The sequence below is a fragment of the Paenibacillus sp. FSL H8-0175 genome, from assembly GCF_045040615.1.
GTDB classification, from domain to species: Bacteria; Bacillota; Bacilli; order Paenibacillales; family Paenibacillaceae; genus Paenibacillus_AQ; species Paenibacillus_AQ odorifer.
The window spans coordinates 2,940,619-2,963,606 of record NZ_CP150299.1; the positions used below are offsets into that span (position 1 = coordinate 2,940,619).

The window sequence follows — 22,988 nt, forward strand, 5'->3', positions numbered from 1 at the left end:
CACATATATTAATATTCTGAGGTACAATAAGTGAATTAATCTCAATTTCACCATAATAACCAGTCTGGAGTGATAGGAATGGCTTTTACAATATGTGTGTTTGCCGGATCGAATCCAGGTCTTAACTCTGAATATACGGAAATGGCTAGGGAATTAGGTTATCATATAGCGGCACAAGGCTGTAGGTTGGTCTATGGAGGTTCGCGGAATGGCCTTATGGGACAGGTTGCGGACGGGGTACTCGCTAATGGTGGCGAAGCTGTAGGAATTATGCCAGTGGATCTTTTTCAAGATGAAATCAGACACTCCGGATTGACGAATCTGATTGAGGTCTCTAGTATGCATGAACGTAAGGCGGTAATGAGCGGTATGGCGGATGCTTTTATTGCTTTGCCGGGAGGTCTTGGAACCTTCGATGAGCTATTTGAAATTCTGTGCTGGATGCAGATTGGTATTCATCAGAAGCCTATAGGGCTGCTGAATGTTCGAGGTTATTTTAATCCACTGCAAGCCTTGATCTCCCATAGTGTGGCTGAAGGTTTTGCACCAAAAACTGCACTTCAAATGCTGCATATGAACTCAGAACCCGAATATCTGCTTGAACTGATGAGAGGGCGAGTGGATCATAATAATGATGAGAAGGGGAAAGCAAGGTTCCCGTCTCAGCGCTAGATTCAAGGTTTCCACTGCTCTAAGGTGCGAATAATTGGTTTAGCACGCTATTCACAATAAGGACGCAAACACTTCACGGTGTCTACGTCCTTATTTTTTATTTTCTTTTTGTTAAATTATTCAGTAATAGGGGGAAGGTTTATGATTCGAAAATTAGGCTTTGCGGCTGACGACCGTCTGTTAATAATTAATGCCGACGATTTCGGAATAACTAAAGGAACTAATGAAGCTATTGTTAACTTATTTGAAGGAAAAGCTATAACATCCACATCTATTATGATGCCTTGCCCAGACTCAAATGACGCTATGAAGATAATTAATTGGAAAGGAATAAAGAATATTGGAATTCATCTAACGCTAACGAGTGGCGAGAAATATCCGTATCAACCAGTATTCAAAGAAAAAATCTTGAGTAGCTTAATTACGGGGAAAGGGGATTTTCATCAAGATGCCACTCTTCTGGAAAGAAACGCTGCTGATGACGAGATTAGAATAGAGTTAGAATCGCAAATCCAAAGTGCAATCGTACAAGACATTGATCCAACTCATCTGGATAGTCATGGGGGGAGTATTATGGGGTTATACACTGGGCGAGATTTTTTAGAAATAATATTTGATTTGTGTGAAAAGTACCGCCTGCCCTTTAATTTACCTATTAGGATATTAGAACAACCCTTTTTTAATAATGATCAGTTGAGATTGTTTCAAAAAAGAATTTCTTCAGCAAAAGAAAGGGGGATTTTATTAATCGATGATATAATTTCTCTTCCTTACTGTTTTTACCCTGCTGCGGAATATAGCAAAATGAAAATGAGATTAACTGAATTGTTAAAGAATTTAAAACCTGGAATAACACAGTTAACTATACATCCATCTAAAATAACAGATCAATTAATAGCAATAACGAAATGTTATACAGAAAGAGAATTGGAATATCGTCTTCTAAATGATATTGAAATTAAGGAATTGATTATTAATGAGGAGATTAAACTTATTTCGTGGAAAGACATACGTGATTTACAAAGATGTATTTAGCATATTGTAAAGGGTGCACTTTTTCATTTTTTAATATGAATCTGATAAAACTGTTTAAACTTTGGCGAAGCTGGGTAAATAAGCCGTAAGTAACCAAGCAGAAATGCAAATTTCAGTAACATCACGGAAGGAGGTTGAAATCCAATGAATGTGATCGTACATAATCTTATGGCTTACAATCATCAGTTTTTTAGACCTCAGCCCGTGGTCAATCCCAAGCAAGGAAAAGCAGACAAGAAGAGAATGAGTTTCCAGGAAGTTCTGAATGAGAAAATGAAAGCGTACAGCACCTACAACAAAAATTAAAGATGAAAGCTATACCCTATGTCTGTTAAAGAAAGCCGGAACGCGATGATCCTAGAGATCATTGCATTCCGGCTTTCTTTAGGGTCTGACCTCAAAAAATTCGCAGCTCTTGCGTGAGTAGTAAGTCAGATCACTAACTCTAGATTGAATAACAACATCGAAATCAGTGAAGCGGACAACGGTTGCTCCTGAATTTACTAAATGATCGTCCTGAAATACACGAACAGGTAATTTGCGGTCAACGGCTTCTTGGAAATCGCTGTCGCTTAGCAGCGGGCGGTTAATGGGCATGGGTAATAACTCCTTTGATCATGTAATGAAGTAAGAAATAAAAATAGTATACCTGCGGAAGCACAAGAAATCCAATTTAAGATGAAGTACACGTATTCTGTGAGGAACATATTTGGACGAAATTTTATACTCCCTCCTTAGACATAACATAGATATGAATGGTTTCGTAATTATTTCCACCATAAATCGGAAGTTTACCTCCTCAAAAAAAGAATTTAAACCCTGTACACTAATTCTTGTAAGAGAAACCTTTGAAAGGGGTACAGGGGAATGAATAAAGTAAAACACTTGGCGCTATCGTTAGTCGCTATCATGCTCGTAGGTTCACTGGCAGCATGCGGAGGCAACAACGCCGAGAACAACAACACATCAAACAAAAATGCAGGTAACAACGCAGCAAGCACAAGTGAACCTACTAAGGATGAGGGAACAGAACCGGCTGAGAAAATCGAACTTTCTTTCTGGACACTGGGCAACGTGAACTACGAGGATTTAGCGAAGGAGTACACTAAGGAACATCCAAACATTACGATCAAAGTGCAAAATACCGGTGACCAAACCGCGCACCATAATAATTTGACCACTGCTTTGTCGGCTGGATCGGGTGCGCCTGATATTTTCCAACTTGAAATCGGTTTCATGGAACGTTTCATCAACGCTCAGGACAAGTTCTATAACCTGAATGATCTGGGTGCCAAAGATATTCAAGCCAACTATCTGGATTGGAAATGGAAACAAGCTTCTTCCGTAGATGGCAGCTTCCAGCTAGGTCTTCCAACAGATATCGGCCCAACGGTTGTATATTACCGCACAGATTTGGCTGAAGAAGCTGGGCTGCCAAGTGATTCAGAAGGATTCGGCGCTGCTATTGATACTTGGGATAAGTTCGCAGCTGTTGCCAAAGCTTTTAAAGATAAAACAGGCAAACCATTTGTAGACCTTACGGATCTTACCTTTAATGCTTTGCGTGACCAATCTGCTGATGAAATCTATTTCAGCAAAGCTGATGGCAGCTTTATCGGAGATACCAATCCGCAAGTCAAAAAAGCTTATGATTTCACGGTTAAAGGTATTCAAGAAGGCTGGATCAGCAATGTTATGCTCTGGTCTCCTGAATGGGGTCAAGGCATGAACGACGGTTCATTTGCAGTAGTTATGGGACCAGCTTGGATGGCAGGAAATGTTAAGAGTAATGCTCCAGACTCCTCTGGCAAATGGAAAATTGCTCAGCTCCCTGAAGGTGCTGGTAACTGGGGTGGCTCGTTCCTGACGCTGCCAAAAGAAGGCAAACACTCGAAAGAAGCTTATGACTTTATCGCATGGATGGATAACAAGGAAAACCAACTGGAATCTTTCAAAACCAAAGGCCTTATGCCTTCCATTCCTGCCCTGTATGAAGATCCTGCATTCGTAGATTTCAAAGATGATTTCTTCGGTGGACAACAAACCGCTGTAGAATTCGGTAAAGCAGCAAACCGGGTAAAACCTGTATACTACGGTCCGCTTCATGACCAAACCGATACTTTCTTCAAAAACGCCTTGAAAAATGTGTTGGAGAAAAAAGCAGATCCGACCAAAGAATGGAACGAAGCAGTAAAACAAGCGAAAACATTGGCTGAACGCAGCTAAGATTTCAAGCTTATGAAATTCAATTTCTAGAAGGTCCGGATTCATAGAGTGAAACATTCTCTGTGAATTCGGATTTACACGTTAGATTACCTGGAGGTGTGACATGGCACAACCTGTTATTTCAAGTCCGCATGCCGAGAGCAAGCGCCGCTTTTTAACTGAACAAAGAAGGAGCCGCATCACTGCTTACACGTTTATTTCGCCCTTTTTTATTCTGTTCTCGATATTTGGACTATATCCGATCTTCTTCACGATCTATCTCTCGTTCTTTAAATGGGATGCCCTGAATCCTATGAAATTTGTAGGGTGGAAAAACTATGATCTGGTCACAAGTGATCCGACCTTTTGGATTTCTTTTAGCAACACGTTAATTATGGGGCTTATGGGTACTGTTCCACAGATATTACTAGCTCTATTGATTGCTGTTTTGTTGAATTCGGCGATGACTCGCTTTAAGAAGACGTTCCGGGTTTTATTTTTTATGCCTAATATTACGTCTATCGTTGCGGTTACGCTCGTGTTCAGCACACTGTTTGGCAACAACGGAATGATCAACTGGATTCTAAACGGCTTGGGACTGGATAGTATGGCCTTCAACTCTGGCTGGTGGGGCGTTAAAATCGCCATTTCTACGATGGTTATGTGGCGCTGGACGGGGTATAATGCCATTATTTTTCTATCAGGCTTGCAAAGTATCCCTACGGATCTATATGAAGCGGCACGTATTGACGGTGCGAACAGAAGACAACAGCTAACCTTTATAACGTTACCGCTATTGAAGCCATTCATTGTATTTGTTACCTTGCTTTCAACTATAGGTGCCTTGCAGCTGTTCACTGAGCCTTATGTATTTTTGGGCCAAGCGGGAACTGGATCTACACGTCAGGAAGGAATCACTATGGTTACTTATTTGTATAGCGAAGCATTCCGCAACGGATTTTTTGGTACGGCAGCAGCTACGGCAGTCTTGCTGTTCCTGGTCACGATTATTTTCTCTGTCCTCAATATGCTGGTCTCAAATCGCATGGGTGGAGATACGGGAGGGGGTAAAGCGTGAGTACGCTGCGTGTATTTAAAAAAGATCCGGATGATCTAGGGATCATCGGCAAGTTAGGATTTTATCTGCTGCTGATTGTTGGTGCGCTCGTGTCCATCTTTCCTTTTTATTGGATGTTTGTAGTTGGCACTAATGACAGAGGCGCAGTATTCCATGTGCCACCTTTGCTTACGGTTGGAGACCAGTTTTTTGAGAATTTCCAGCGGGTACTGGACAAAACAGACTTCTTTCAAGCCTTGGGCAACTCTTTATTTGTCTCATCTATGGTTACAATATCAGTCGTGTTTTTCTGTACACTGGCAGGTTATGCCTTTGCCAAATATGAATTTCCGTTTAAAAATTTTCTGTTCTACTTTGTAATTGCTACATTATTTGTGCCACAGCAGCTTGGTGTATTACCTACTTACGTAATTATGGCCAAGCTCCACTGGATAGACTCTTTCAAGGCACTTATTGTTCCGGCGATGGTTAATGCCTTCGGGATCTTCTGGATGCGGCAGTATATCACTACAGCTGTACATACGGAATTGATTGAAGCAGGTCGGATCGATGGCGGCGGACATTTCCGGATCTTCTGGAACATCGCTATCCCGGTCATTACTCCAGCTATGGCTACACTAGGTATACTGAATTTTATGACCGTTTGGAATGACTTCTTCTGGCCTTTAGTGGTACTGAAGAATCAAGAGCATTTCACAATTCAGATTGCGCTCCAGCAGCTGTTCTCCAATCGCGATGGTCTAGACTACGGAATGATCATGTCAGCAACGTTTACGGCAACCTTGCCACTGCTGATTGTATTCCTGTTATTTAGCCGCTGGGTGATTGCTGGACTTACTTCAGGAGCTATTAAGAGCTGATCTTACTTTTTGATCTTTACAGGGAATAGGCGGTTTTGTGAAGAATACTAGAGGACAGAGACAGCAGGGGGAAGGGGAATATCATGAAACTCCGCCGTAAAATCTTGTTCGCTATTATTCTTCTCGTCTTTATTCCGGTTATTCTGATGGGGATCGTCACTTACGTTAATTTTTCTAATGCAATGGAGAAAAAATCAAGCAATTTCTACTGGATTTCACTGCTTGAAACGGATCGAAAGCTTAAATTCGCGCTTAGTGAAATCACCTCGATCACGAATTCAAAAATTACGCAGCCGGTTGTTCAGCAATCACTGAAGCAGAAGAATTTTGTAATCACTTATGATCGAAAGCAGGAGCTTAGCAGTTATCTCATTGATCATCCAATGATTACTTCATTTAGTTTTTATAGTAAAGATCGTTTAATTTATCAATACAATGCATCGATGTCTTTTGAGGACTTGAAGAGACAAAGCTGGTTTGACGCGATGGAAGGCGCCGAAGGGCGGCCCGTGTGGTCAGGACCGGGAGAAAATGGCTCGGAGATCTCCGGCAATCCGGTACTTGTACAAGCAAGAGTAATCAAAGATTCATATTCTCTCGAAGATATCGGATATCTGGTTGTTAATGTAAAACCTGATTTATTGGATCAGATTTTCTGGGAAGCAGCAACCCTCAAGAAGGGGGATATTTTGCTGGTCAACAAGCTAGGCAATATCGTTTTTAATAAATCCGGTGAACATATTGGACAACGCACAGAGTTCCCCTTTTTACAGAATGATTATGCTAAGGAACATGACTATTACATCGACAACTATCAGGGGGAAAAATCACTCATAACCTTCCTACCTTCTCATAATGCAGCCTGGTATTTAGTAGCCATTACACCTATGAATCTCATCTCGTCAGAATCTGTATCCATCCGGAATATTGCGATTATTTTAAGTACAGTTTCGCTGTTGTCCGCCATTTTGTTCGACCGCTATTTCGTACGGAGGCTCGTTCATAGTATTAATAGTGCGGTTAACGGGATGAAGCGGGTGAAGCAAGGGATATTTACGCCGATCACTACACCCTATCGTGCTGATGATGAAAGTGATTTGCTGATTGATGGCTTTAATCGGATGAGCACGCAGATCAATGAACTGCTTGTGCAGGTGGAGACTGAGCAGGGACGTAAGAAGGAAGCAGAAATGCAAGCGCTAATGGCGCAGATTAACCCTCATTTTATTTATAATTCACTCGAATCGATTAATTCGATGGCAGTGCTGCAAGGCAATAAAGATATTAGCAAAATGGTCATCTCACTCGGCAAGCTGCTGCGAATCAGTATCAGTCAGAATCAGGAGCTGATTCCGCTGCATATGGAGTTCGAGCATGTCCGTCATTATTTGGATATCCAGAAGTTTCGTTTTGAAGATAAATTCTCGTATATCATAGATCTTTCGGATGGTCTTAGGACGTTCATGACACAAAAGCTGATCGTTCAGCCGATTGTTGAGAATGCGCTGTATCATGCGATTGAGCAGATGGAGGACCCAGGGGTCATTGAGATTACGGCCTATGAAATGGGCATGGATATGATCATTATCGTAAAAGATAACGGCCCCGGCTTTGACCTTGCCAAGATGATGAGTCTTTGGGATAACGAGGGAAGTGCTCAGAAGAAATACAGTGATAGCGGCGTGGGGCTTAAAAATGTGCATGAACGCTTGAATATTCGGTTCGGCAGTCCATACGGCATACTAGTGTGTTCATCCCCCGGCTTTGGTTCAACCATCCGAATCCGAATACCAAAAATACTGCCGTAATCGACCGTACGGAAAGAAAGGGGGAGAATGTTATCAAAAAATGGTTATTGAAATGGGGCTGGATGTGGTTATATCTAGTGCTGATTTCGGGTGCGGTTTTATTTATAACTTTAGGAAAGCAAGAACCCATTGAAGATGATTCACCAGAGAAAATCACATTAACTTTCCGTCATTTCTGGATAAAAGAGCATGATCGGCCACTGTTGACTATTTATGAAGATATCGTGGACAAATACCAGTTAGAGCATCCAAATGTGAAAGTTAACTTTGAAGGTTTAGACCAGACGTTGCACCGTGACCAAAAGCTGAAGAACGAGATGGTTACTGGCACCCCGCCAGATATGTTTGTTTTGTTCGGTGGAGCGGAGATTGAGCCATATGTACGCTCTAAGCGTCTGATTGATCTGACGGATTTCGTCCGGGAGAATGCACTAACCAATCAATTCAAGGATCTGGATCTCTGGACCTTTGACAACCATATTTATGGCTTGCCCATTGAAGGGAATGCTGAACCTTTATATTTTAATAAAACCATCTTCGAAAAGCTGGGTTTGAAGCCGCCAGAAACGCTGCAAGAGCTTGATGCTGCCATACTAAAGCTGAAGTCGGCAGGGTATATTCCATTTGCACTTGGCAACGAAGATCGTTGGCCCGCAGGAATTTTTGCACATTATTTAATGGATCGTTATGCCGGCGCCGACTTGATCGAGAAGCTGATCACTGGTGAAGATCAAGCCAGCTTTCAGAATGAGGCGTATTTAAAGGCTTTTCAGCACTTGGAGCAATGGATCAAAGAAGGTGCCTTCAGCACGAAATCGAATGCATTATCCACAGAAAATGCGGTGGGATTATTTACGAGCGGCAAGGCTGCGATGTATCTGAACGGAAACTGGGATATCAATTTATTTGCCGGAACAGCAGCTCCTACGGATTTTCAAAATGAGGTAGGTGTTATTCCGTTTCCCACATTGAAGAAGGGGGAACAACCTTCGATTGCCGGCGGTTATACATTTGGCATCGGCCTTTCCTCCGAACTAAGCGGAGCGAAGCGGGAGGCTGCGCTCGATCTCATGAAAGCTTTTTACACCCAGGAGGTTCAGACTCGGATTGTATATGAAGGGTTGAGAATTCCGTCTATGCGCATCGCCTTTGATCCTGAGAAGACAGGACCCGTATTCGCGCAAGTCATGAATATGATGGAAGTTAACCGGAAGAGCTTTGTCCCTTATGATAATGTATTGTCACCAGAAGTGAAAAAAACGTTCCTGAGTGTTATAGAACAGATGATTAACGGAGAAATGTCTGCTGAGCAAGCGTTAAAGCAAGTGCAGGCATCCTCCATTCAATACTGGAATTTGATCCAAAGCTCAAGTGTACAATGATCCTGGAGGTGCAGGGAATGGATGAGTTACAAGAGAAATATAAAGTAATAATCGTGGATGATGAGCCGATTATTCTTCGTAGCTTAAAAGCAGCCATTCCATGGAATGATCTTCAGATGGAGATTGTGGGAGAGGCCCGAAATGGAGAATTAGCTCTCCGCTTGATAGAAGACACTTCACCACATATCGTGATTAGTGATATTCGCATGCCCGTAATTGACGGGATTACGTTGATGAAGGAAGTATTGTCTAAAAACCCGAAGCTGGTGTTTATTTTTATAAGCGGGTACGGAGAGTTCGAATATGCAAGAGAAGCATTACGTCAAGGTGCTTTTGATTATTTATTGAAGCCGATCGATCATGATGAACTGGTTGAAATGCTAAACCGCGCCAGAACCAAGCTGGATGAACAGAAGCAAAATGATCAGCTGATTCATTCTGTACAGATGCTGTCATTGCTTGCACGTGAACGTCTGTTTGCAGAAATCACTTTGGGAAATGCAAGGCCGCTTGAGCATCTGAAATGGCTGGAGAACAGTGAACTGGAGAGCGGATATTTCATGGCTGTTGTCCAGTTAGATGACTACACCACACTGAGCAGTCAATGGAGTGTAGAAGAAAAACGGCTATGGCTGTTTGCAATCCGCAATATTGTGGAAGAATGGTCACTGGAGCATGGCGTGCTGACGGTTTTCCCGTTTCATAATGGAGAGTGGATACTACTGTTCCCTGGATCTTTAAGCGCCAGCAGGAGAGAACTTGGTGAACATTTGATAGCGGGAATCAAGAGATACTCCAAGCAGTCTTGTTCCGTAGGCATCAGCCGCACCACACAAGGCATTGATCAATTAAGTACGGTTTACCCTCTGGCCGCGAAGGCCTTATATCAACGGTTCTATTCGGGGCTTGCCGGGGTCTTTATTGATGAAGAGATATCGTTCCCAAGCAGTAAAGAGGTGAAATACCCAAAAGAGCTGGAAACCGCGCTGATTGAAAGTATACGTACCTTAAATAGAGACCGGATGTGGTCTTTATTTGATGAGCTTGCTTTATTTATTGAGTCACAAGCTGTTCCTAAGGATATGGCTGAACGTCTTCTTGTTGAATTGATCGTTGTGTTATACAGAAATTATGAGTATTTGAATATAAATTCAGATTGGTCCTTGCATGGATTACTTAGCAAGATGCACAATCTCGGCACTTTAAATGAAGTGATCTCTGCTCTGAAAGAAGAGTTTGGTGTGCGATTGGAGCAAGGGAACAAGCCTGTGAACCGCGAGGATACGCGTAGCGCCATCGAGAAAGCGAAACGTTATATTGAGAGTAATTACCATAAAGATTTAAGTATTGAGGAAGTAGCGGAGCTGGCTGATCTCAGCATCAGTCATTTCTGCACTTTATATAAGCAAATAACAGGCTATACCTTTTTGGAGTATGTTACACACTGCCGGATGGAGCGGGCGAAGTATATTTTGCAGAGCAGCAACGTAAAAGTGTATCAGATAGCTCCTCTTGTCGGTTATCAGGACCCGCGTTATTTTACACAGGTTTTTAAAAAGGCTAGTGGTCAAACACCAACAGAATACCGAGAAGAGCATACTAAGCAGAGCCATTAACGAGGAGGTAAGGGATGGAATTTCATTTGGAGATGATTGTTAAGTGTTTAACGAACCACAAGCTGCAGAAATATTGGAAGGGGTTCGAGGCTGTTTCTTTTGCATTTTATAATAAGGATAACGTGTATCTGTACAATCATCCCAAATTCAAAACGGTAGGATATCATCCACATTTGCTTCCTTGGAGTAATGAATTCTCAGGAGATACCATCATTTTATATGAGGATCACCCTACAGCCATCGTTAATCTGGAATTACATGAAGAATTCGAAGACTTGTACGCCATTTGTGTACACGAATTATTTCACGGTTATCAATTCCTGATGGGAGATGAACGTTATGCAGATGAATTATTGATGATTACCTACCCTTTATCCCTCGAAAATATGGAATTGCGGATTCAAGAAAGACATCATTTATATCTTAGTGTAATGGCAGCTACTATTGAAGAGCGTAATCACGCAATGTACAGATTTATTGCCATCCGTCAACAAAGAGAACAACTGCTCGGGGAGTACGTGCTAAATGAATATCTTATTGAAACGCTGGAAGGACCCGCATGGTATGTTGAATTAAATGCCTATGCCGAAAAATCCACCCTACCTAATGAGGAAGTATTGCACAAATTCAGTTCGTATTTAATAGATGAACTTGAATCTTCGGCTAATATCAGAAGAAGCTGCTACGGTTCTGGTCTGTTTATATGTTTGCTGCTGGATGAGCTTCGGACCGATTGGAAAGAAGAGTTTATGAAGTCGGAGTTAAGTTTATATGCGTTTTTTAAGCAATTTGTGGATCAAGTCATCATTCCCTTCGAGGAGATATCCATCAGCAAAGAAACGGAAGATATTATGCAATCGGTCAAAACAATCAGGGAGAAGGAATTCATTGATTTTATCAGCCTTGAAGGGTACCACCTGTATATTGAAGGAGATATAAAATCTACGGGTTTTAATCCTATGGGTATTATTGGTGGAGATGAGAAATGCATTCATAAGAATAATTTACGAATCCAAATCAATGATGCGGAGTATTTTCTGGAAAAGCCAGTGATTAGCTACTATACAGCTGACCTTCGAAATATTAATAAACTGCACCTCGTACTAGATGAACCTCCAACTTTTAATAAAGATTCGTTAATCCTTAATGGAATTGGTGAGATCAAAGGTCAATACGAAGTGAAGGAAGATGGATGTTGGCTGCAATGCTAACGTAATTTAAATGAGAAGGAGAGTATGACATTTGTCATACTCTCTACTTGATGTTTATGACTTATAGGATGACACTTTATCTTCTATACTTAGAGTAGATGAAAAGATCCTTAGCCGGACACATCAAGGAGGAAACGATATAGATGACTACAAAACAGACATCACAGCTCTCCAGCCTTAAAAAGAGTGTAGCCCCTTACGAGAAAAATGACCGCAACGCAAGTATAAGACAGCTCATCAATACTTTAGGACCACTTGTGCTGTTATGGGGCGGAGCTTATTTCTCTTTATCCGTTTCCTATTGGCTCACCCTTCTGTTAGCTATTCCTGCAGCAGGATTTGTAATTCGAACCTTTATTATTTTTCATGATTGCACACATGGATCGTTTTTTAAGAATCGTAAAGCGAATGATATTATCGGAACGATCACAGGTGTACTGACACTGGTTCCTTATCGGCAGTGGAAACATAGTCATTCCATTCACCACGCCAGCTCCAGTAATCTCGATAAAAGAGGGATCGGCGATATTTGGATTATGACGGTCGAGGAATACGCAGCGGCTTCCTTCTGGAAACGTCTATATTACCGGATTTACCGCAATCCCATCGTGATGTTTGGTCTTGGACCGATTGCTGTTTTTATGATTCAGTATCGTTTCAATGTTAAAGGTGCTAGACGCAAAGAGCGGATGAATACCTATTTGACGAATATTTCAATCGCAGCGCTTTATGCCTTGCTAATATGGGCTATTGGCTGGCAGGCATTTCTTATGGTGCAGCTGCCTGTAGCATTTGTATCAGGGTTTCTCGGCATATGGTTGTTCTACGTCCAACATCAGTTTGAAGACTCTTATTTCGAGAATGAATCTGAATGGAGTTATGTGATGGCCGCGGTTGAAGGTAGCTCATATTATAAGCTGCCGAAGGTGCTGCAATGGATTACGGGCAATATCGGCTTCCACCATGTGCATCATTTAAGTCCAAAGGTGCCAAACTATAATTTGGAAAAAGCGCATAACGCGACGCCACCGCTACAAAAAGCAACAACGATTACGATTGGTACCAGCTTGAAGGCCCTTAATTTCCGTCTTTGGGATGAGGAAAATAAACGATTCATTAGCTTCAAAGAGATGAAGTCCATATTAAATAAACCGAAAACTGCAGGCGAGGTCCTGCAAGTTCATAAGCCCAGACTCCAGGGAGAATAATAGCTACATTGTAATCAAATAGCAGCAAAATGGAAGGTTAGAGCCGGAGAACTCATTCGCGCTCTAATCTTTTTTCTCTTTATCGTTGTGGTTCACCGGATTTTACCGGATTTATGCTAGAATAAGGTGAGTGGCATATGGCAAAAAGGAGAGCGAACATGCAGAAGTGGCATCATATTTTTCATAAAAGTACAGGTCTTAGCCCTTATGTATGGGTCGTATTTTATATTCTACCGTTTTATTTCATCTTTCGGTCCTCTTCTCCCTACCAGGTAGTTTCGGGAATCTTGATGATCGCTGTGTTTTTTGTTTGTTATGTGCTTTCTTTTGTCTCCAAGGGTTGGTTAGTTTATTTTTGGACGAGCGTGCAGATACTGGTCTCTATAACGATGACGTTGTTGTTCGGATATATGTATTTTGCGCTTTTTTTAGCCTTTTTTATTGGGAATATCCAGAACCGAGTAGGGTTCTTCACCCTGTACTCCATTCATTTGCTGACTACGATTATTACGATCAATTATGAGCTGCTGTCGCGTAATCCCGTATTTATCAGCCAGCTTCCCTTTGTGCTTGTCAGTATGATTGCAGTGATCCTGCTGCCAATCAGTACCTATAACCGGAATAATCAAGGGAAGCTGCAAGACCAATTGGAGGATGCTAATAAGCGTATTTCAGAATTGGTTAAGCTCGAGGAACGCCAGCGGATTTCACGTGATCTTCACGATACATTAGGTCAGAAGCTTTCGTTAATTGGTCTGAAAAGTGATTTGGCAGGAAAGCTTATCGACAGTAATCCGACGCAAGCAAAAGCCGAGATCAATGATGTACGCCAGACGGCAAGAAGTGCGCTGAAAGAGGTCCGGGAGATGATTACGCGAATGCGCGGCATTCGGCTTGAGGACGAACTCGTTCATATTCAGCAGCTTCTTGCGGCTGCGGAGATCGACTATGTTTTGCAAGGCAATCCTAAACTGTCTAACACTTCATTGATTACGGAGAATGTGCTCAGCATGTGTATTAAGGAAGCTGTCACAAATGTTGTGAAGCATAGTAATGCACAATCTTGCGCAATTATCATTGAACCCACACGCACAGATCTCATCATTAAAGTGAAAGATGATGGAACCGGCATCCCGGGCAATGATCTTTATTTTAAAGGACATGGGCTGCAAGGTATGCGGGAACGTCTTGAATTTGTAAATGGCTGTATGGATATCGTGCGAGATGAGGGTACTACGATAGTGATTAAGGTCCCAAATGCATTTAAGCATCCGGAACAGGAGGTAACCGTATAATGATTAAGATTGTAATCGCTGAGGATCAGCGAATGCTCCTTGGAGCGCTGGCATCTTTGTTGGATTTAGAAGAGGATATGAAGGTCGTGGGCCGGGCAAGCAACGGGGAAGAAGCTGTAGCGATGGTTCAGCAGCATAAGCCGGATATCTGTATTATGGATATTGAGATGCCAGCGATGAGTGGTCTCGACGCTGCGGAAGCGCTGAAGAATAGCGGCTGCAAAACGATGATATTAACCACCTTTGCCCGTGCGGGATATTTCGAACGTGCGCTCAAGGCGGGAGTTCATGCTTATTTGCTGAAAGACAGTCCTAGCGAAGAACTGGCACTTTCGATACGTAATGTGATGGCAGGCCGACGCATGTATGCACCGGAGCTAATGGATGAAGCCTACAGCGGTGAAGTAAATCCTCTGACTCAGCGGGAGAAGGAAGTACTTGGACTCATTGCCGACGGTAAAAATACAAAAGAGATCGCCAGCCAGTTGTACATTACCACGGGAACAGTCCGGAATTACATCTCAGTTATTCTAGATAAGCTGGATGTAGGTAACCGCATCGAGGCAATCACTCGATTTAAGGAAAAAGGTTGGTTTAAGTGAGCGGGGGAAAGAAACGCTTAGTTGGTTGAAGCAGCTTGTAAACGCGAATAGCAGAGCGCTGATTGCTGATCGCTAATTGCTGATCGCTGATTGCTGATCGCTGATTGCCGATTGCTGATTTATACTCACCAATCGCAAATAGATGTATTTCCTACAACTATATGCTATAAAATGCTCTGCAGATGCGATTTAGTTGCATTTCTTACATCTAAAAGTTCACTTAGAGGGCATTTCCATTATTTTTCGGGGAAATAGTTGTAGAGAATGCAGTTAAAGAGTTGTCTAAGCAGAAAATAGACTTATAATTGTACTGAGTGCAGCTATTTCTTTTATTAGCATTAGTGAAATTCAATATAATCCGCTAAAAATAAAATTTTTAATGTTATTTTGATGTTAACACTCGCCAAATGTTCCCGCGCCGTATATCATTAATTATCGGCCTATTATCCACAATAGGACAGTTAATCAAAAGGAAGTGTATTTTCTGATGTCAAGAAAGCTAAGAGCCGGCATAGTTGGCGGCACAGGTATGGTAGGACAACGTTTTATTGCCCTTCTAGAGAATCATCCTTGGTTTGAAGTAACTGCGATTGCTGCCAGTGCTAGATCTGCTGGAAAAACGTATGAAGAATCGGCCAAGGGCAGATGGAAGTTATCTACTCCAATGCCTGAGAACGTAAAGAATATTATGGTCCAAGATGCTTCTAAGGTAGAAGAAGTAGCTGCGGATGTAGATTTGATCTTTTGTGCTGTAGACATGAAAAAAGATGAGATTAAAGCGCTCGAAGAAGCTTATGCGCGCACCGGAACGCCAGTAATCTCCAATAACTCAGCGCATCGCTGGACGCCTGACGTGCCTATGGTCATTCCTGAGATTAATCCGGAGCATCTTGAGGTTATTGCACAGCAAAGAAAACGTCTGGGAACAGAGACAGGTTTCATTGCGGTTAAACCTAACTGCTCCATTCAAAGTTATGTGCCTGCACTTCATGCGCTCAAAGACTTTAATCCTTCTAAAGTGGTGGTCACTACCTATCAAGCGATTTCTGGTGCAGGAAAGACTTTTGCAGATTGGCCAGAAATGCTGGACAACGTGATTCCTTATATCGGTGGCGAAGAAGAGAAAAGCGAGCAAGAGCCATTGCGGATCTGGGGAAGCGTTGAAGAAGAGGGTATCGTAAAGAGTGAAGCGCCAACGATTACTTCGCAGTGTATCCGTGTGCCTGTAGCGGATGGACATATGGCTGCTGTATTTGTTTCTTTTGAGAAAAAACCGTCCAAAGAAGAGATTCTGAATCTCTGGAAGAGTTTTAAAGGACGTCCTCAGGAGCTTGAACTGCCTAGCGCACCTAAACAGTTCATTACCTATTTTGAAGAGGACAATCGTCCACAGACCAAGCTGGATCGTGATATCGAGAACGGAATGGGCGTATCGACGGGCAGACTCCGGGAAGATGCCCTCTATGATTACAAATTCGTAGGTCTCTCCCATAACACCTTGCGCGGAGCAGCTGGCGGTGCTGTGCTGATCGCTGAGCTTCTGAAAGCAGAAGGTTATATTCAACCGAAATAAGTCCATGCATGAGCTGCAAAGCTGATGTGAATAGACACCTCAACAAAGCTTAGTCTTTGGTGGGGTGTTTTTATTTTAATTTTGAATTTGGTAAAATAAGTTATGGAAGGAGAGGATGCCATTGAATAAATATTTATTAGCTTTTATATGGTTACCATTAATCCTGTTTACAAGCGGTTGTACATCGTCAGCTCAAGAGGAACAAGAGTATGGAGTGTCCTCTATAAATGCCGAAATTCCTATTCCGAAGAATGCCAAAGAAATCGTAGTGATAACAAATTCAAATAACCCTAATATAAAAATTGGAGCAAAGTACGAGTTGGATAATATAGGGGGAGTACAAGGTCTTTATCGGCCTGACGGCTATTTTAATAAATTAAACGATGCTGGATGGATAGAGCTGGAGGACAAGCGGTTAGGACATGTGCAATTTTTTGAAAAAAAGGACACCGTCATCGCCATCGAAATACATCAGGATACCTTTGATATTCATGAAATGAATAAAGATGCTAAATTCTAAACAGTGGCTAATAAGATGAAGCATTTGTTATTACTTAAACAGAAAGGTTGAGAGTGTGGTAAGATAGGTAAAGTGTATAAACTATACGAATTCTGAATGACTGACGGAGTGATATAATGGGTGCAAAAAGTAAAGGTGGCGGCACAGGCAGAGGTACGGGGAGTAAAGGCTGGACACGCTGGAACAAAACAGCAAAACCAGTTAAACCTGCTAAAAGTGATCCAACGATGGGTCCAGGTGCTAAAGGTGCAAGTGGAAGCAAGGGCAGTAACGTGAAAAAAAGCGGAAGCACCAAATAGCTCCCTTAAACTGGGTTATTCCTGAAGGTTAACATCTGATTTTGATCGTTAAAATCAGGTGTTTTTTTATGACCAGATGTAAGTATATAGAGAGAAAGTAGGATCAGCAGTGAGAATCGATAAATATATAAGCGAAACAGGCTTTTGTTCCAGAAGGGAAACCAAGCGATTAATTGCAGCAGGTCGAATCGCTGTGAACGGCATTGTCTGTGAGGCGAACATTCTTATAGAGCCAGAGGATATCGTATGGATCGATGGGGAGCCGATAACAAGCAGTAAAGGGGAGCCAGTGTATCTCGCTTTGAATAAGCCGATAGGCATTACCTGTACAGCAGCCCCACATGTGGCTGGGAACATTATTGATTTTGTAGGGTATCCTTCACGGATCTTTGCGATCGGCAGATTAGATAAAAACTCGGAAGGCCTCATTTTGTTAACCAACGATGGAGAGATCGTAAATAAAATGATGCGTTCCGAGAATGGGCATGAAAAAGAATATGTAGTTCATGTAGACAAACCGGTTACGTCAGAATTCTTACAAGCGATGTCTAGCGGCGTGAACATTCTTGGAGTCACAACGAAACCTTGTGAGGTCTATCGGATTACAGAATGTCAGTTTAGAATTATCCTAACTCAAGGTCTCAATCTGCAAATACGCAGAATGTGCAAGGAGTTAGGATATAGAGTACTAAAGCTGGAGCGCATAAGAATTATGAATATTACATTAGACGGCTTGGAGCTGGGACAATGGCGGCATTTAAGCAGTGAAGAGCTGTATGAGCTTATGTCCCGCTTAAACTGACTTTGTCAACAAAGCCTCTGGCAGTTGTGGTAATATCTTCAGCTCCGGCAATCGCTGAGATAACAGAAATCCCATCCGCACCAGCTGTTAATACTGGTGCAAAATTTTGCAGCGTGATTCCCCCAATGCCAACCAATGGGATGGTAATGCCTTTATTTCTTAGTTCTTCAATCATCGCAGTGCCTTGAACAGCTTTGGCATCCTCCTTGGATGACGTAGGATAAATGGGACCCACGCCCAGATAGTCGGCTCCATCGGCAATCGCCTGCTGAGCTTCAGCGAAGGAGTGAGCGGATACACCAATGATTTTATTCTCTCCAAGTAGCTGGCGGATCGCCAATGCAGGTGTATCCTCCTGTCCTACATGAATTCCGTCCGCATCAAGCGCGATCGCTAAATCAATGTCGTCATTCACGATAAAGGGCACGCCATAGGCATGACAGATCTTTTGAAGTCGTCTGCCAAGATTAAGTCGTGCCTTATCGCTTAAGGATCCGGTACCCTTTTCACGGAATTGAAACATGGTTATGCCTCCAGCAACCGCTTCCTGCAGCACCTTAACAGGAGCTTTACGGCAATTTACGCTGCCCATAATGAAATAGACTTTTAATAGATCTCGCAGATGATCACTGTTCATTCGTTGCACTGTTTATCCCTCGCAGTCTGTTCTGATAAGCAAAATGATTGGTTGGTCCATGCCCAGCCCCTATGCCCAGCTCGTCCTCAATCGCCGCTTGTATAAATGCTTTGGCAGTTTGAATGGCCTCAGCTACGGATTTGCCTTTGGCTAGCTCGGCGGTGACCGCTGCTGAATAGGTGCAGCCTGTACCATGCGTATGTCTGGTCTGAATCCGGCTACTCTCCAATAAGGTATATTCGTGACCATCATATAGAAGATCGGTTACGGCTGTGGTCGAGGTATCATGTCCCCCTTTTAGTACTACATATTTGGAGCCCATGCCATGAATGATTTTGGCTGCTTTTTTGCGTTCTTCTATGGTGGAGATCGTCATCTTTGTGATCATTTCGGCTTCGGGAATATTGGGTGTCGTCACCAATGCTAAGGGCAGCAGATGGCTGATTAAGGATTGAACCGCCTCCTGCAGCAGCAGTGTGGACCCTCCTTTAGCGACCATCACAGGATCAATTACAAGATTAGACCAGCCGTAATACTTAATTTTATCTGCCACAATGCGGATGATGTCGCTGTTAAATAACATCCCGGTCTTTACGGCATCTGGTTGCAGGTCAAGTCCTATAGAATCAAGCTGCTGATTTATAGCTTCCAGAGTCACTGGATAAACCCCTTGGACACCCAGCGTATTCTGCGCTGTCACAGCTGTGAGGACGGACATGCCATAGACAGAAAGCTCTTGAAAGGTTTTTAGATCGGCCTGAATGCCAGCACCACCGCCGCTATCGGAGCCGGCAATGGTTAGAGCTTTGGATATAATCATCGAATTCACTCCTTTGAGGGTCATTAACTGAGCTGTTTGATGCTAGATCTTTCTAAGAAGACTTCTGGCGTGACCCATGTCAGTTGATTTAGAAACTCAACCTGAAAGCTTCCCGGTCCTCGACCAGTTGTTAGTTCAGCGGCGATTTCAGCGGCTACTCCATAGAAGGAGAGGGCTTCCACTGCGGCCTCCAACGAGGCACCACCACTTACCGCGAGAAATGCACCCACAACAGCACTGAGCAAGCAGCCAGTTCCTGTAACCTTCGTGAGAATAGGGTGACCGTTGCTGGCAATATAAGTGTTTTTTCCATTCGTGATCACATCGTCTTTTCCAGTTATGATGACCACACAGCTTAACTTCCTCGCAGCAGCTTCAGCCAAAAGGACTACATCGCCTTCACCTTCGCCAGCATCCACTCCTTTAATGGACCAACTCTCCCCAATCACATTAGCGACTTCAGCCACATTCCCCCGCAGTGCGGTGATTTGCATCTCATTCACTAGTTTTTGAGTGACAGCGGTCCGATAAGAAGTTGCGCCTGCACCTACCGGGTCAAGCACTAGGGGAACCCCGTGTTTATTAGCGGATTTACCAGCGAGCAACATAGATTGAATGGCGTAGTCATTGAGCGTGCCTATATTTAGAACTACAGCAGACGACATAGCGGCGATGTCGATCACTTCTTCGTGGGCATCCGCCATAAAGGGAGAGGCACCCAGCGCCAACAGACCGTTGGCTGAGAAATTGGCTACTACAATATTAGTGATGTTGTGGATCAAGGGGTTGGATTCCCGTACTTTGGCTAAGTAACTCATCATAATTCCTCCTCAAGCTTGTATGAATAACCAACTAAACGTTACAGATTGATAAAAGCTTCTTGTGCTTTAATATCTTCTGGTAGAAGATCGTTGGTGGATAACCACTGCTGAACCTTTTCCCAAGATGTCGGGTCTTGATAACCAAAAGTTTGATCGCCTGCATTCATCAGCGGCAGTAGAATTTCAAGACTTTTTTTCTCAATCTCCTTGTCGAGCGGTGAAGTTGCATCTTCATGTGCAATCAGTAAATCCAGGGCTTGTTCAGGATTCTGCTCCACAAATTCCTGTCCTTTTGTTATGGCATTTAGAAATTTTTTAAAGTAGGCTTCAGAATTTTGCAATCCTTGTTCGCTGGCCACCAGCACAAGCTCATAATAGTCAGGTACTCCGTAATCCGTTGGATTAAGCGAGGTGACCGGATGTCCCTCTTTTTCAAGGATCAGTTGTTCATGGTTGATGAACCCGCCCATTATTGCGTCCACTTGTCCTGTAGAGATCGCAGGGATAAGGTCAAAACCTACATCAATCAGCTTGGCGGATGAAGGATCGCCTCCATCACTCTGGATCATTGTCCGAATCATCGCTTCATAGAGCGGAATGGAGGAATAGCCGATTTGTTTTCCCACGAGCTCTTTGGGACTATGAATACTGCCTGCTTGAGGAACCATCAGATGATTCAGTGGATGCCGCACGATTGCTGCAATCGAACGTACAGGGATTTTCTCGCCGCGTGCCATAAGCACCTGAGGCTGATAGCTGAGCGCTAGATCAATTTGATTCGCTGCTACAAGCTTTAGGGCGTCATTGCTGTCCGCAGGCATTTTGATCTCGACATCCAAACCTTCCTCTTGGAAAAAACCTTGCTGTTGCGCAGCGTATAGAAAGGAATGAACGGCATTGGGATACCAATCAAGCATAATCGTCAGCTTGTGTGACTGTTTATTTTCGGAATTGGAGGAACCGGTTTGGGAGTTGTTATTTAGCTTGTCTGCCTTCCCGCAGCTGCTTAAGAGCAAAAGTGTGCATACTAGAAATACAGAAATAAGTCCTCGTTGTGGTGATTTTAAATGATTCATTGGTTAGATCCTCTTTTCTTTAAAAATAATTGTTCGAGTAAAGCTATCGCCAGAAAAAGCACAACACCAAGCGCAGACAGCAGAAATACAGCCGCGAACATTTCATCGCTCTGCATATTTCCGGCCATTCTGCGGCTGAAGTAACCGAGTCCTTTACTGCCGCCGAGCCATTCCCCGATAGTAGCTCCGATGACGCAGTATACAATGGACAGCTTTAAGCCAGAGAAAAAAGCAGGCAGCGCCAGTGGAATTTGGGTTTTGACAAGCAGCTGCCAGCGGTTTGCACCAAATGTTAATAATAAGTCCTTGTAAGTCTGGCCACTTGTACGAAGTCCATCATATGTACTCACTACAACTGGAAAAAAAGCCGTCAAAAACACCACAGCCACTTTGCTCCACAGCGAATATCCGAACCACATAATAAAAATGGGCGATAGCGCAATTAATGGGACCGTCTGGCTAATGATAAGGAAGGGATAGATGGCCTTTTCTACGGGGCGAAACAGGAACATTCCAATACCCAGCAATACACCAAAAATCACAGAAAGGACAAAACCTATCAGTATCTCCTGCAACGTCGCTAATAAATGCTGTCCAAATAATAATTGCCTGTGCTCGATCAATGCGATGCCAATAGATGAAGGTGCAGGGAGAATAAAGGCTGGAATCAAGTGAAGGCGAACAGCTGACTCCCAGATTACAAGAATGAGCAGTACCAGAAGAAGGAAGGGACCATAGTTGTCTAGATGTTTTTTAAAAGGTATAGGTTGCATGCAATCTTCGCTCCAACTCTGCCCGTAGTGCTATAAACCGGGGTTCATAGTTCATCTTATAATGTCTTGGTTTTGGTAGATCGACAATGATCTCCTGTAATTCGCTGTGCGCACCGCCAGATAATAAATAAATCCGGTCACTGAGCAATAGTGCTTCTTCCAGATCATGAGTGATGAGCATAATCGTCTGATTCAGTTCACCCCATAACTCCAACAGCCAACGGTGTATCTCACGTTTGGTCATGGCATCGAGAGCGCCAAAGGGCTCATCCAGCAGCATAAGGCCACTTCCGCCTCCAGCCACTAAGGTGCGCAGAAATGCGACTCGCTGTTTCATTCCTCCCGAAAGTTCATGGGGATAAGCCTTCTCTACATCTGTTAAGCCGAAGCGGGCCAACATTTCCCGAATCTGAGTGATTGTTTCCTGTTTACTAAATCTGGGCATGATCTCCCAGGGCAAAAGGCAGTTGTCGAGCACTGTTCTCCAAGGCAGCAATAAATCCTGCTGAGGCATATAAGCGATCTGACCTAAACGACTAGCGGTTGAGGGGAGCGTAGGGAGTTTTATTTTTCCATGAGTAGGTTCGAGTAAACCGGCAACCGTTTTGAAAAATGTGCTTTTCCCGCATCCGCTAGCACCTACTACGGAGACGAATTCCCCTTGCCTGATATCCATGGATAGTTTTGCGAATACA

The 22,988-nt window shown here is 43.1% G+C and carries 24 protein-coding genes; 17 read left to right on the forward strand and 7 right to left on the reverse strand.

Annotated elements, in window-relative coordinates:
* The first annotated feature begins 78 nt into the window (after positions 1-78).
* The 3 genes from MHH46_RS12785 (at position 79) to MHH46_RS12795 (ending at position 2,013) form a co-directional block, all read left to right on the forward strand.
* Positions 79-672, forward strand: a complete 594-nt coding sequence (locus MHH46_RS12785) for a TIGR00730 family Rossman fold protein (protein WP_076125930.1) — start codon at positions 79-81, stop codon at positions 670-672.
* Positions 673-813: 141 nt separating this feature from the next.
* Positions 814-1,707, forward strand: coding sequence for a polysaccharide deacetylase family protein (locus MHH46_RS12790; protein WP_076189902.1), 894 nt, complete (start codon positions 814-816; stop codon positions 1,705-1,707).
* 144 nt (positions 1,708-1,851) lie between these two features.
* Complete coding sequence (locus MHH46_RS12795; RefSeq protein WP_172628809.1) at positions 1,852-2,013, forward strand: hypothetical protein; 162 nt, start codon at positions 1,852-1,854, stop codon at positions 2,011-2,013.
* Between the two features lie 78 nt (positions 2,014-2,091).
* On the opposite strand, the gene MHH46_RS12800 is transcribed toward MHH46_RS12795, so the two are convergent.
* Complete coding sequence (locus MHH46_RS12800; protein ID WP_076125931.1) at positions 2,092-2,304, reverse strand: hypothetical protein; 213 nt, start codon at positions 2,302-2,304, stop codon at positions 2,092-2,094.
* 270 nt (positions 2,305-2,574) lie between these two features.
* On the opposite strand from MHH46_RS12800, the gene MHH46_RS12805 reads away from it, so the two are divergent.
* From MHH46_RS12805 to MHH46_RS12870, 14 genes are all read left to right on the forward strand, one after another.
* Positions 2,575-3,933, forward strand: coding sequence for an ABC transporter substrate-binding protein (locus tag MHH46_RS12805; RefSeq protein ID WP_076125933.1), 1,359 nt, complete (start codon positions 2,575-2,577; stop codon positions 3,931-3,933).
* A 103-nt stretch (positions 3,934-4,036) separates the two neighbouring features.
* On the forward strand, positions 4,037-4,990 hold the full coding sequence (locus MHH46_RS12810; RefSeq protein ID WP_036686279.1) for a carbohydrate ABC transporter permease: 954 nt from the start codon (positions 4,037-4,039) through the stop codon (positions 4,988-4,990).
* The gene (locus MHH46_RS12815) at positions 4,987-5,850 is read left to right on the forward strand and encodes a carbohydrate ABC transporter permease (RefSeq protein WP_038570403.1); all 864 of its coding nucleotides are present in this window, start codon (positions 4,987-4,989) and stop codon (positions 5,848-5,850) included. Before MHH46_RS12810 ends, MHH46_RS12815 begins: the two co-directional genes overlap by 4 nt.
* Positions 5,851-5,933: 83 nt before the next feature.
* A complete protein-coding gene (locus MHH46_RS12820; protein WP_076125934.1) occupies positions 5,934-7,658 on the forward strand; it encodes a sensor histidine kinase in 1,725 nt (574 codons plus the stop codon).
* A gap of 62 nt (positions 7,659-7,720) precedes the next feature.
* Positions 7,721-9,040: an ABC transporter substrate-binding protein gene (locus MHH46_RS12825; RefSeq protein ID WP_076183887.1), complete on the forward strand. Its 1,320-nt coding sequence runs from the start codon at positions 7,721-7,723 to the stop codon at positions 9,038-9,040.
* Positions 9,041-9,057: 17 nt separating this feature from the next.
* Entirely contained in the window at positions 9,058-10,656 is a 1,599-nt protein-coding gene (locus tag MHH46_RS12830) for a response regulator (protein WP_076125936.1), read from the forward strand.
* 14 nt (positions 10,657-10,670) lie between these two features.
* Positions 10,671-11,867 carry a hypothetical protein gene (locus MHH46_RS12835; protein ID WP_076125937.1) on the forward strand — a complete coding sequence of 399 codons (1,197 nt, stop codon included), beginning with the start codon at positions 10,671-10,673 and terminating at the stop codon, positions 11,865-11,867.
* Positions 11,868-12,010: 143 nt separating this feature from the next.
* Positions 12,011-13,075, forward strand: a complete 1,065-nt coding sequence (locus MHH46_RS12840; RefSeq protein ID WP_076189903.1) for a fatty acid desaturase — start codon at positions 12,011-12,013, stop codon at positions 13,073-13,075.
* Positions 13,076-13,233: 158 nt separating this feature from the next.
* A complete protein-coding gene (locus MHH46_RS12845) occupies positions 13,234-14,370 on the forward strand; it encodes a sensor histidine kinase (RefSeq protein WP_076125940.1) in 1,137 nt (378 codons plus the stop codon).
* Complete coding sequence (locus MHH46_RS12850; RefSeq protein WP_036686291.1) at positions 14,370-14,972, forward strand: response regulator transcription factor; 603 nt, start codon at positions 14,370-14,372, stop codon at positions 14,970-14,972. The genes MHH46_RS12845 and MHH46_RS12850 overlap by 1 nt, the downstream gene beginning before the upstream one ends.
* A gap of 487 nt (positions 14,973-15,459) precedes the next feature.
* A complete protein-coding gene (gene asd, locus MHH46_RS12855) occupies positions 15,460-16,545 on the forward strand; it encodes an aspartate-semialdehyde dehydrogenase (RefSeq protein WP_038570412.1) in 1,086 nt (361 codons plus the stop codon).
* A gap of 121 nt (positions 16,546-16,666) precedes the next feature.
* Positions 16,667-17,065, forward strand: a complete 399-nt coding sequence (locus tag MHH46_RS12860; RefSeq protein WP_076125942.1) for a hypothetical protein — start codon at positions 16,667-16,669, stop codon at positions 17,063-17,065.
* Between the two features lie 116 nt (positions 17,066-17,181).
* Positions 17,182-17,364, forward strand: a complete 183-nt coding sequence (locus MHH46_RS12865; protein WP_076125944.1) for a DUF3934 family protein — start codon at positions 17,182-17,184, stop codon at positions 17,362-17,364.
* Between the two features lie 109 nt (positions 17,365-17,473).
* Positions 17,474-18,166 (forward strand): pseudouridine synthase, encoded by a 693-nt coding sequence (locus tag MHH46_RS12870; RefSeq protein WP_076125945.1) that lies wholly within the window; start codon positions 17,474-17,476, stop codon positions 18,164-18,166.
* Here the strand turns inward: MHH46_RS12870 and thiE are convergent.
* The 6 genes from thiE to MHH46_RS12900 are packed head-to-tail and all read right to left on the reverse strand — an operon-like array spanning position 18,147 to position 22,969.
* Entirely contained in the window at positions 18,147-18,812 is a 666-nt protein-coding gene (gene thiE, locus MHH46_RS12875) for a thiamine phosphate synthase (protein ID WP_076125947.1), read from the reverse strand. The genes MHH46_RS12870 and thiE overlap by 20 nt on opposite strands.
* The gene (thiD, locus tag MHH46_RS12880) at positions 18,793-19,623 is read right to left on the reverse strand and encodes a bifunctional hydroxymethylpyrimidine kinase/phosphomethylpyrimidine kinase (RefSeq protein ID WP_179086240.1); all 831 of its coding nucleotides are present in this window, start codon (positions 19,621-19,623) and stop codon (positions 18,793-18,795) included. Before thiD ends, thiE begins: the two co-directional genes overlap by 20 nt.
* A 23-nt stretch (positions 19,624-19,646) precedes the next feature.
* Positions 19,647-20,441 (reverse strand): hydroxyethylthiazole kinase, encoded by a 795-nt coding sequence (gene thiM, locus MHH46_RS12885; protein ID WP_076125949.1) that lies wholly within the window; start codon positions 20,439-20,441, stop codon positions 19,647-19,649.
* Between the two features lie 41 nt (positions 20,442-20,482).
* Positions 20,483-21,520: an ABC transporter substrate-binding protein gene (locus MHH46_RS12890; protein ID WP_076125951.1), complete on the reverse strand. Its 1,038-nt coding sequence runs from the start codon at positions 21,518-21,520 to the stop codon at positions 20,483-20,485.
* Positions 21,517-22,293: an ABC transporter permease gene (locus tag MHH46_RS12895; RefSeq protein WP_081387718.1), complete on the reverse strand. Its 777-nt coding sequence runs from the start codon at positions 22,291-22,293 to the stop codon at positions 21,517-21,519. The genes MHH46_RS12890 and MHH46_RS12895 overlap by 4 nt, the downstream gene beginning before the upstream one ends.
* Positions 22,274-22,969, reverse strand: coding sequence for an ABC transporter ATP-binding protein (locus MHH46_RS12900; RefSeq protein WP_179086241.1), 696 nt, complete (start codon positions 22,967-22,969; stop codon positions 22,274-22,276). Before MHH46_RS12900 ends, MHH46_RS12895 begins: the two co-directional genes overlap by 20 nt.
* Positions 22,970-22,988: the final 19 nt, after the last annotated feature.

Coding starts and splice junctions, on each gene's coding strand:
- MHH46_RS12900 (WP_179086241.1), bottom strand. CDS start 22,969: ATGGATATCAGGCAAGGGGAATTCGTCTCCGTAGTAGGTGCTAGCGGA.
- MHH46_RS12820 (WP_076125934.1), top strand. CDS start 5,934: ATGAAACTCCGCCGTAAAATCTTGTTCGCTATTATTCTTCTCGTCTTT.
- MHH46_RS12835 (WP_076125937.1), top strand. CDS start 10,671: ATGGAATTTCATTTGGAGATGATTGTTAAGTGTTTAACGAACCACAAG.
- MHH46_RS12890 (WP_076125951.1), bottom strand. CDS start 21,520: ATGAATCATTTAAAATCACCACAACGAGGACTTATTTCTGTATTTCTA.
- MHH46_RS12825 (WP_076183887.1), top strand. CDS start 7,721: ATGTGGTTATATCTAGTGCTGATTTCGGGTGCGGTTTTATTTATAACT.
- MHH46_RS12795 (WP_172628809.1), top strand. CDS start 1,852: ATGAATGTGATCGTACATAATCTTATGGCTTACAATCATCAGTTTTTT.
- MHH46_RS12895 (WP_081387718.1), bottom strand. CDS start 22,293: ATGCAACCTATACCTTTTAAAAAACATCTAGACAACTATGGTCCCTTC.
- MHH46_RS12830 (WP_076125936.1), top strand. CDS start 9,058: ATGGATGAGTTACAAGAGAAATATAAAGTAATAATCGTGGATGATGAG.
- MHH46_RS12865 (WP_076125944.1), top strand. CDS start 17,182: ATGGGTGCAAAAAGTAAAGGTGGCGGCACAGGCAGAGGTACGGGGAGT.
- thiD (WP_179086240.1), bottom strand. CDS start 19,623: ATGATTATATCCAAAGCTCTAACCATTGCCGGCTCCGATAGCGGCGGT.
- MHH46_RS12850 (WP_036686291.1), top strand. CDS start 14,370: ATGATTAAGATTGTAATCGCTGAGGATCAGCGAATGCTCCTTGGAGCG.
- thiM (WP_076125949.1), bottom strand. CDS start 20,441: ATGAGTTACTTAGCCAAAGTACGGGAATCCAACCCCTTGATCCACAAC.
- MHH46_RS12790 (WP_076189902.1), top strand. CDS start 814: ATGATTCGAAAATTAGGCTTTGCGGCTGACGACCGTCTGTTAATAATT.
- MHH46_RS12785 (WP_076125930.1), top strand. CDS start 79: ATGGCTTTTACAATATGTGTGTTTGCCGGATCGAATCCAGGTCTTAAC.
- MHH46_RS12800 (WP_076125931.1), bottom strand. CDS start 2,304: ATGCCCATTAACCGCCCGCTGCTAAGCGACAGCGATTTCCAAGAAGCC.
- MHH46_RS12845 (WP_076125940.1), top strand. CDS start 13,234: ATGCAGAAGTGGCATCATATTTTTCATAAAAGTACAGGTCTTAGCCCT.
- MHH46_RS12840 (WP_076189903.1), top strand. CDS start 12,011: ATGACTACAAAACAGACATCACAGCTCTCCAGCCTTAAAAAGAGTGTA.
- MHH46_RS12805 (WP_076125933.1), top strand. CDS start 2,575: ATGAATAAAGTAAAACACTTGGCGCTATCGTTAGTCGCTATCATGCTC.
- MHH46_RS12810 (WP_036686279.1), top strand. CDS start 4,037: ATGGCACAACCTGTTATTTCAAGTCCGCATGCCGAGAGCAAGCGCCGC.
- asd (WP_038570412.1), top strand. CDS start 15,460: ATGTCAAGAAAGCTAAGAGCCGGCATAGTTGGCGGCACAGGTATGGTA.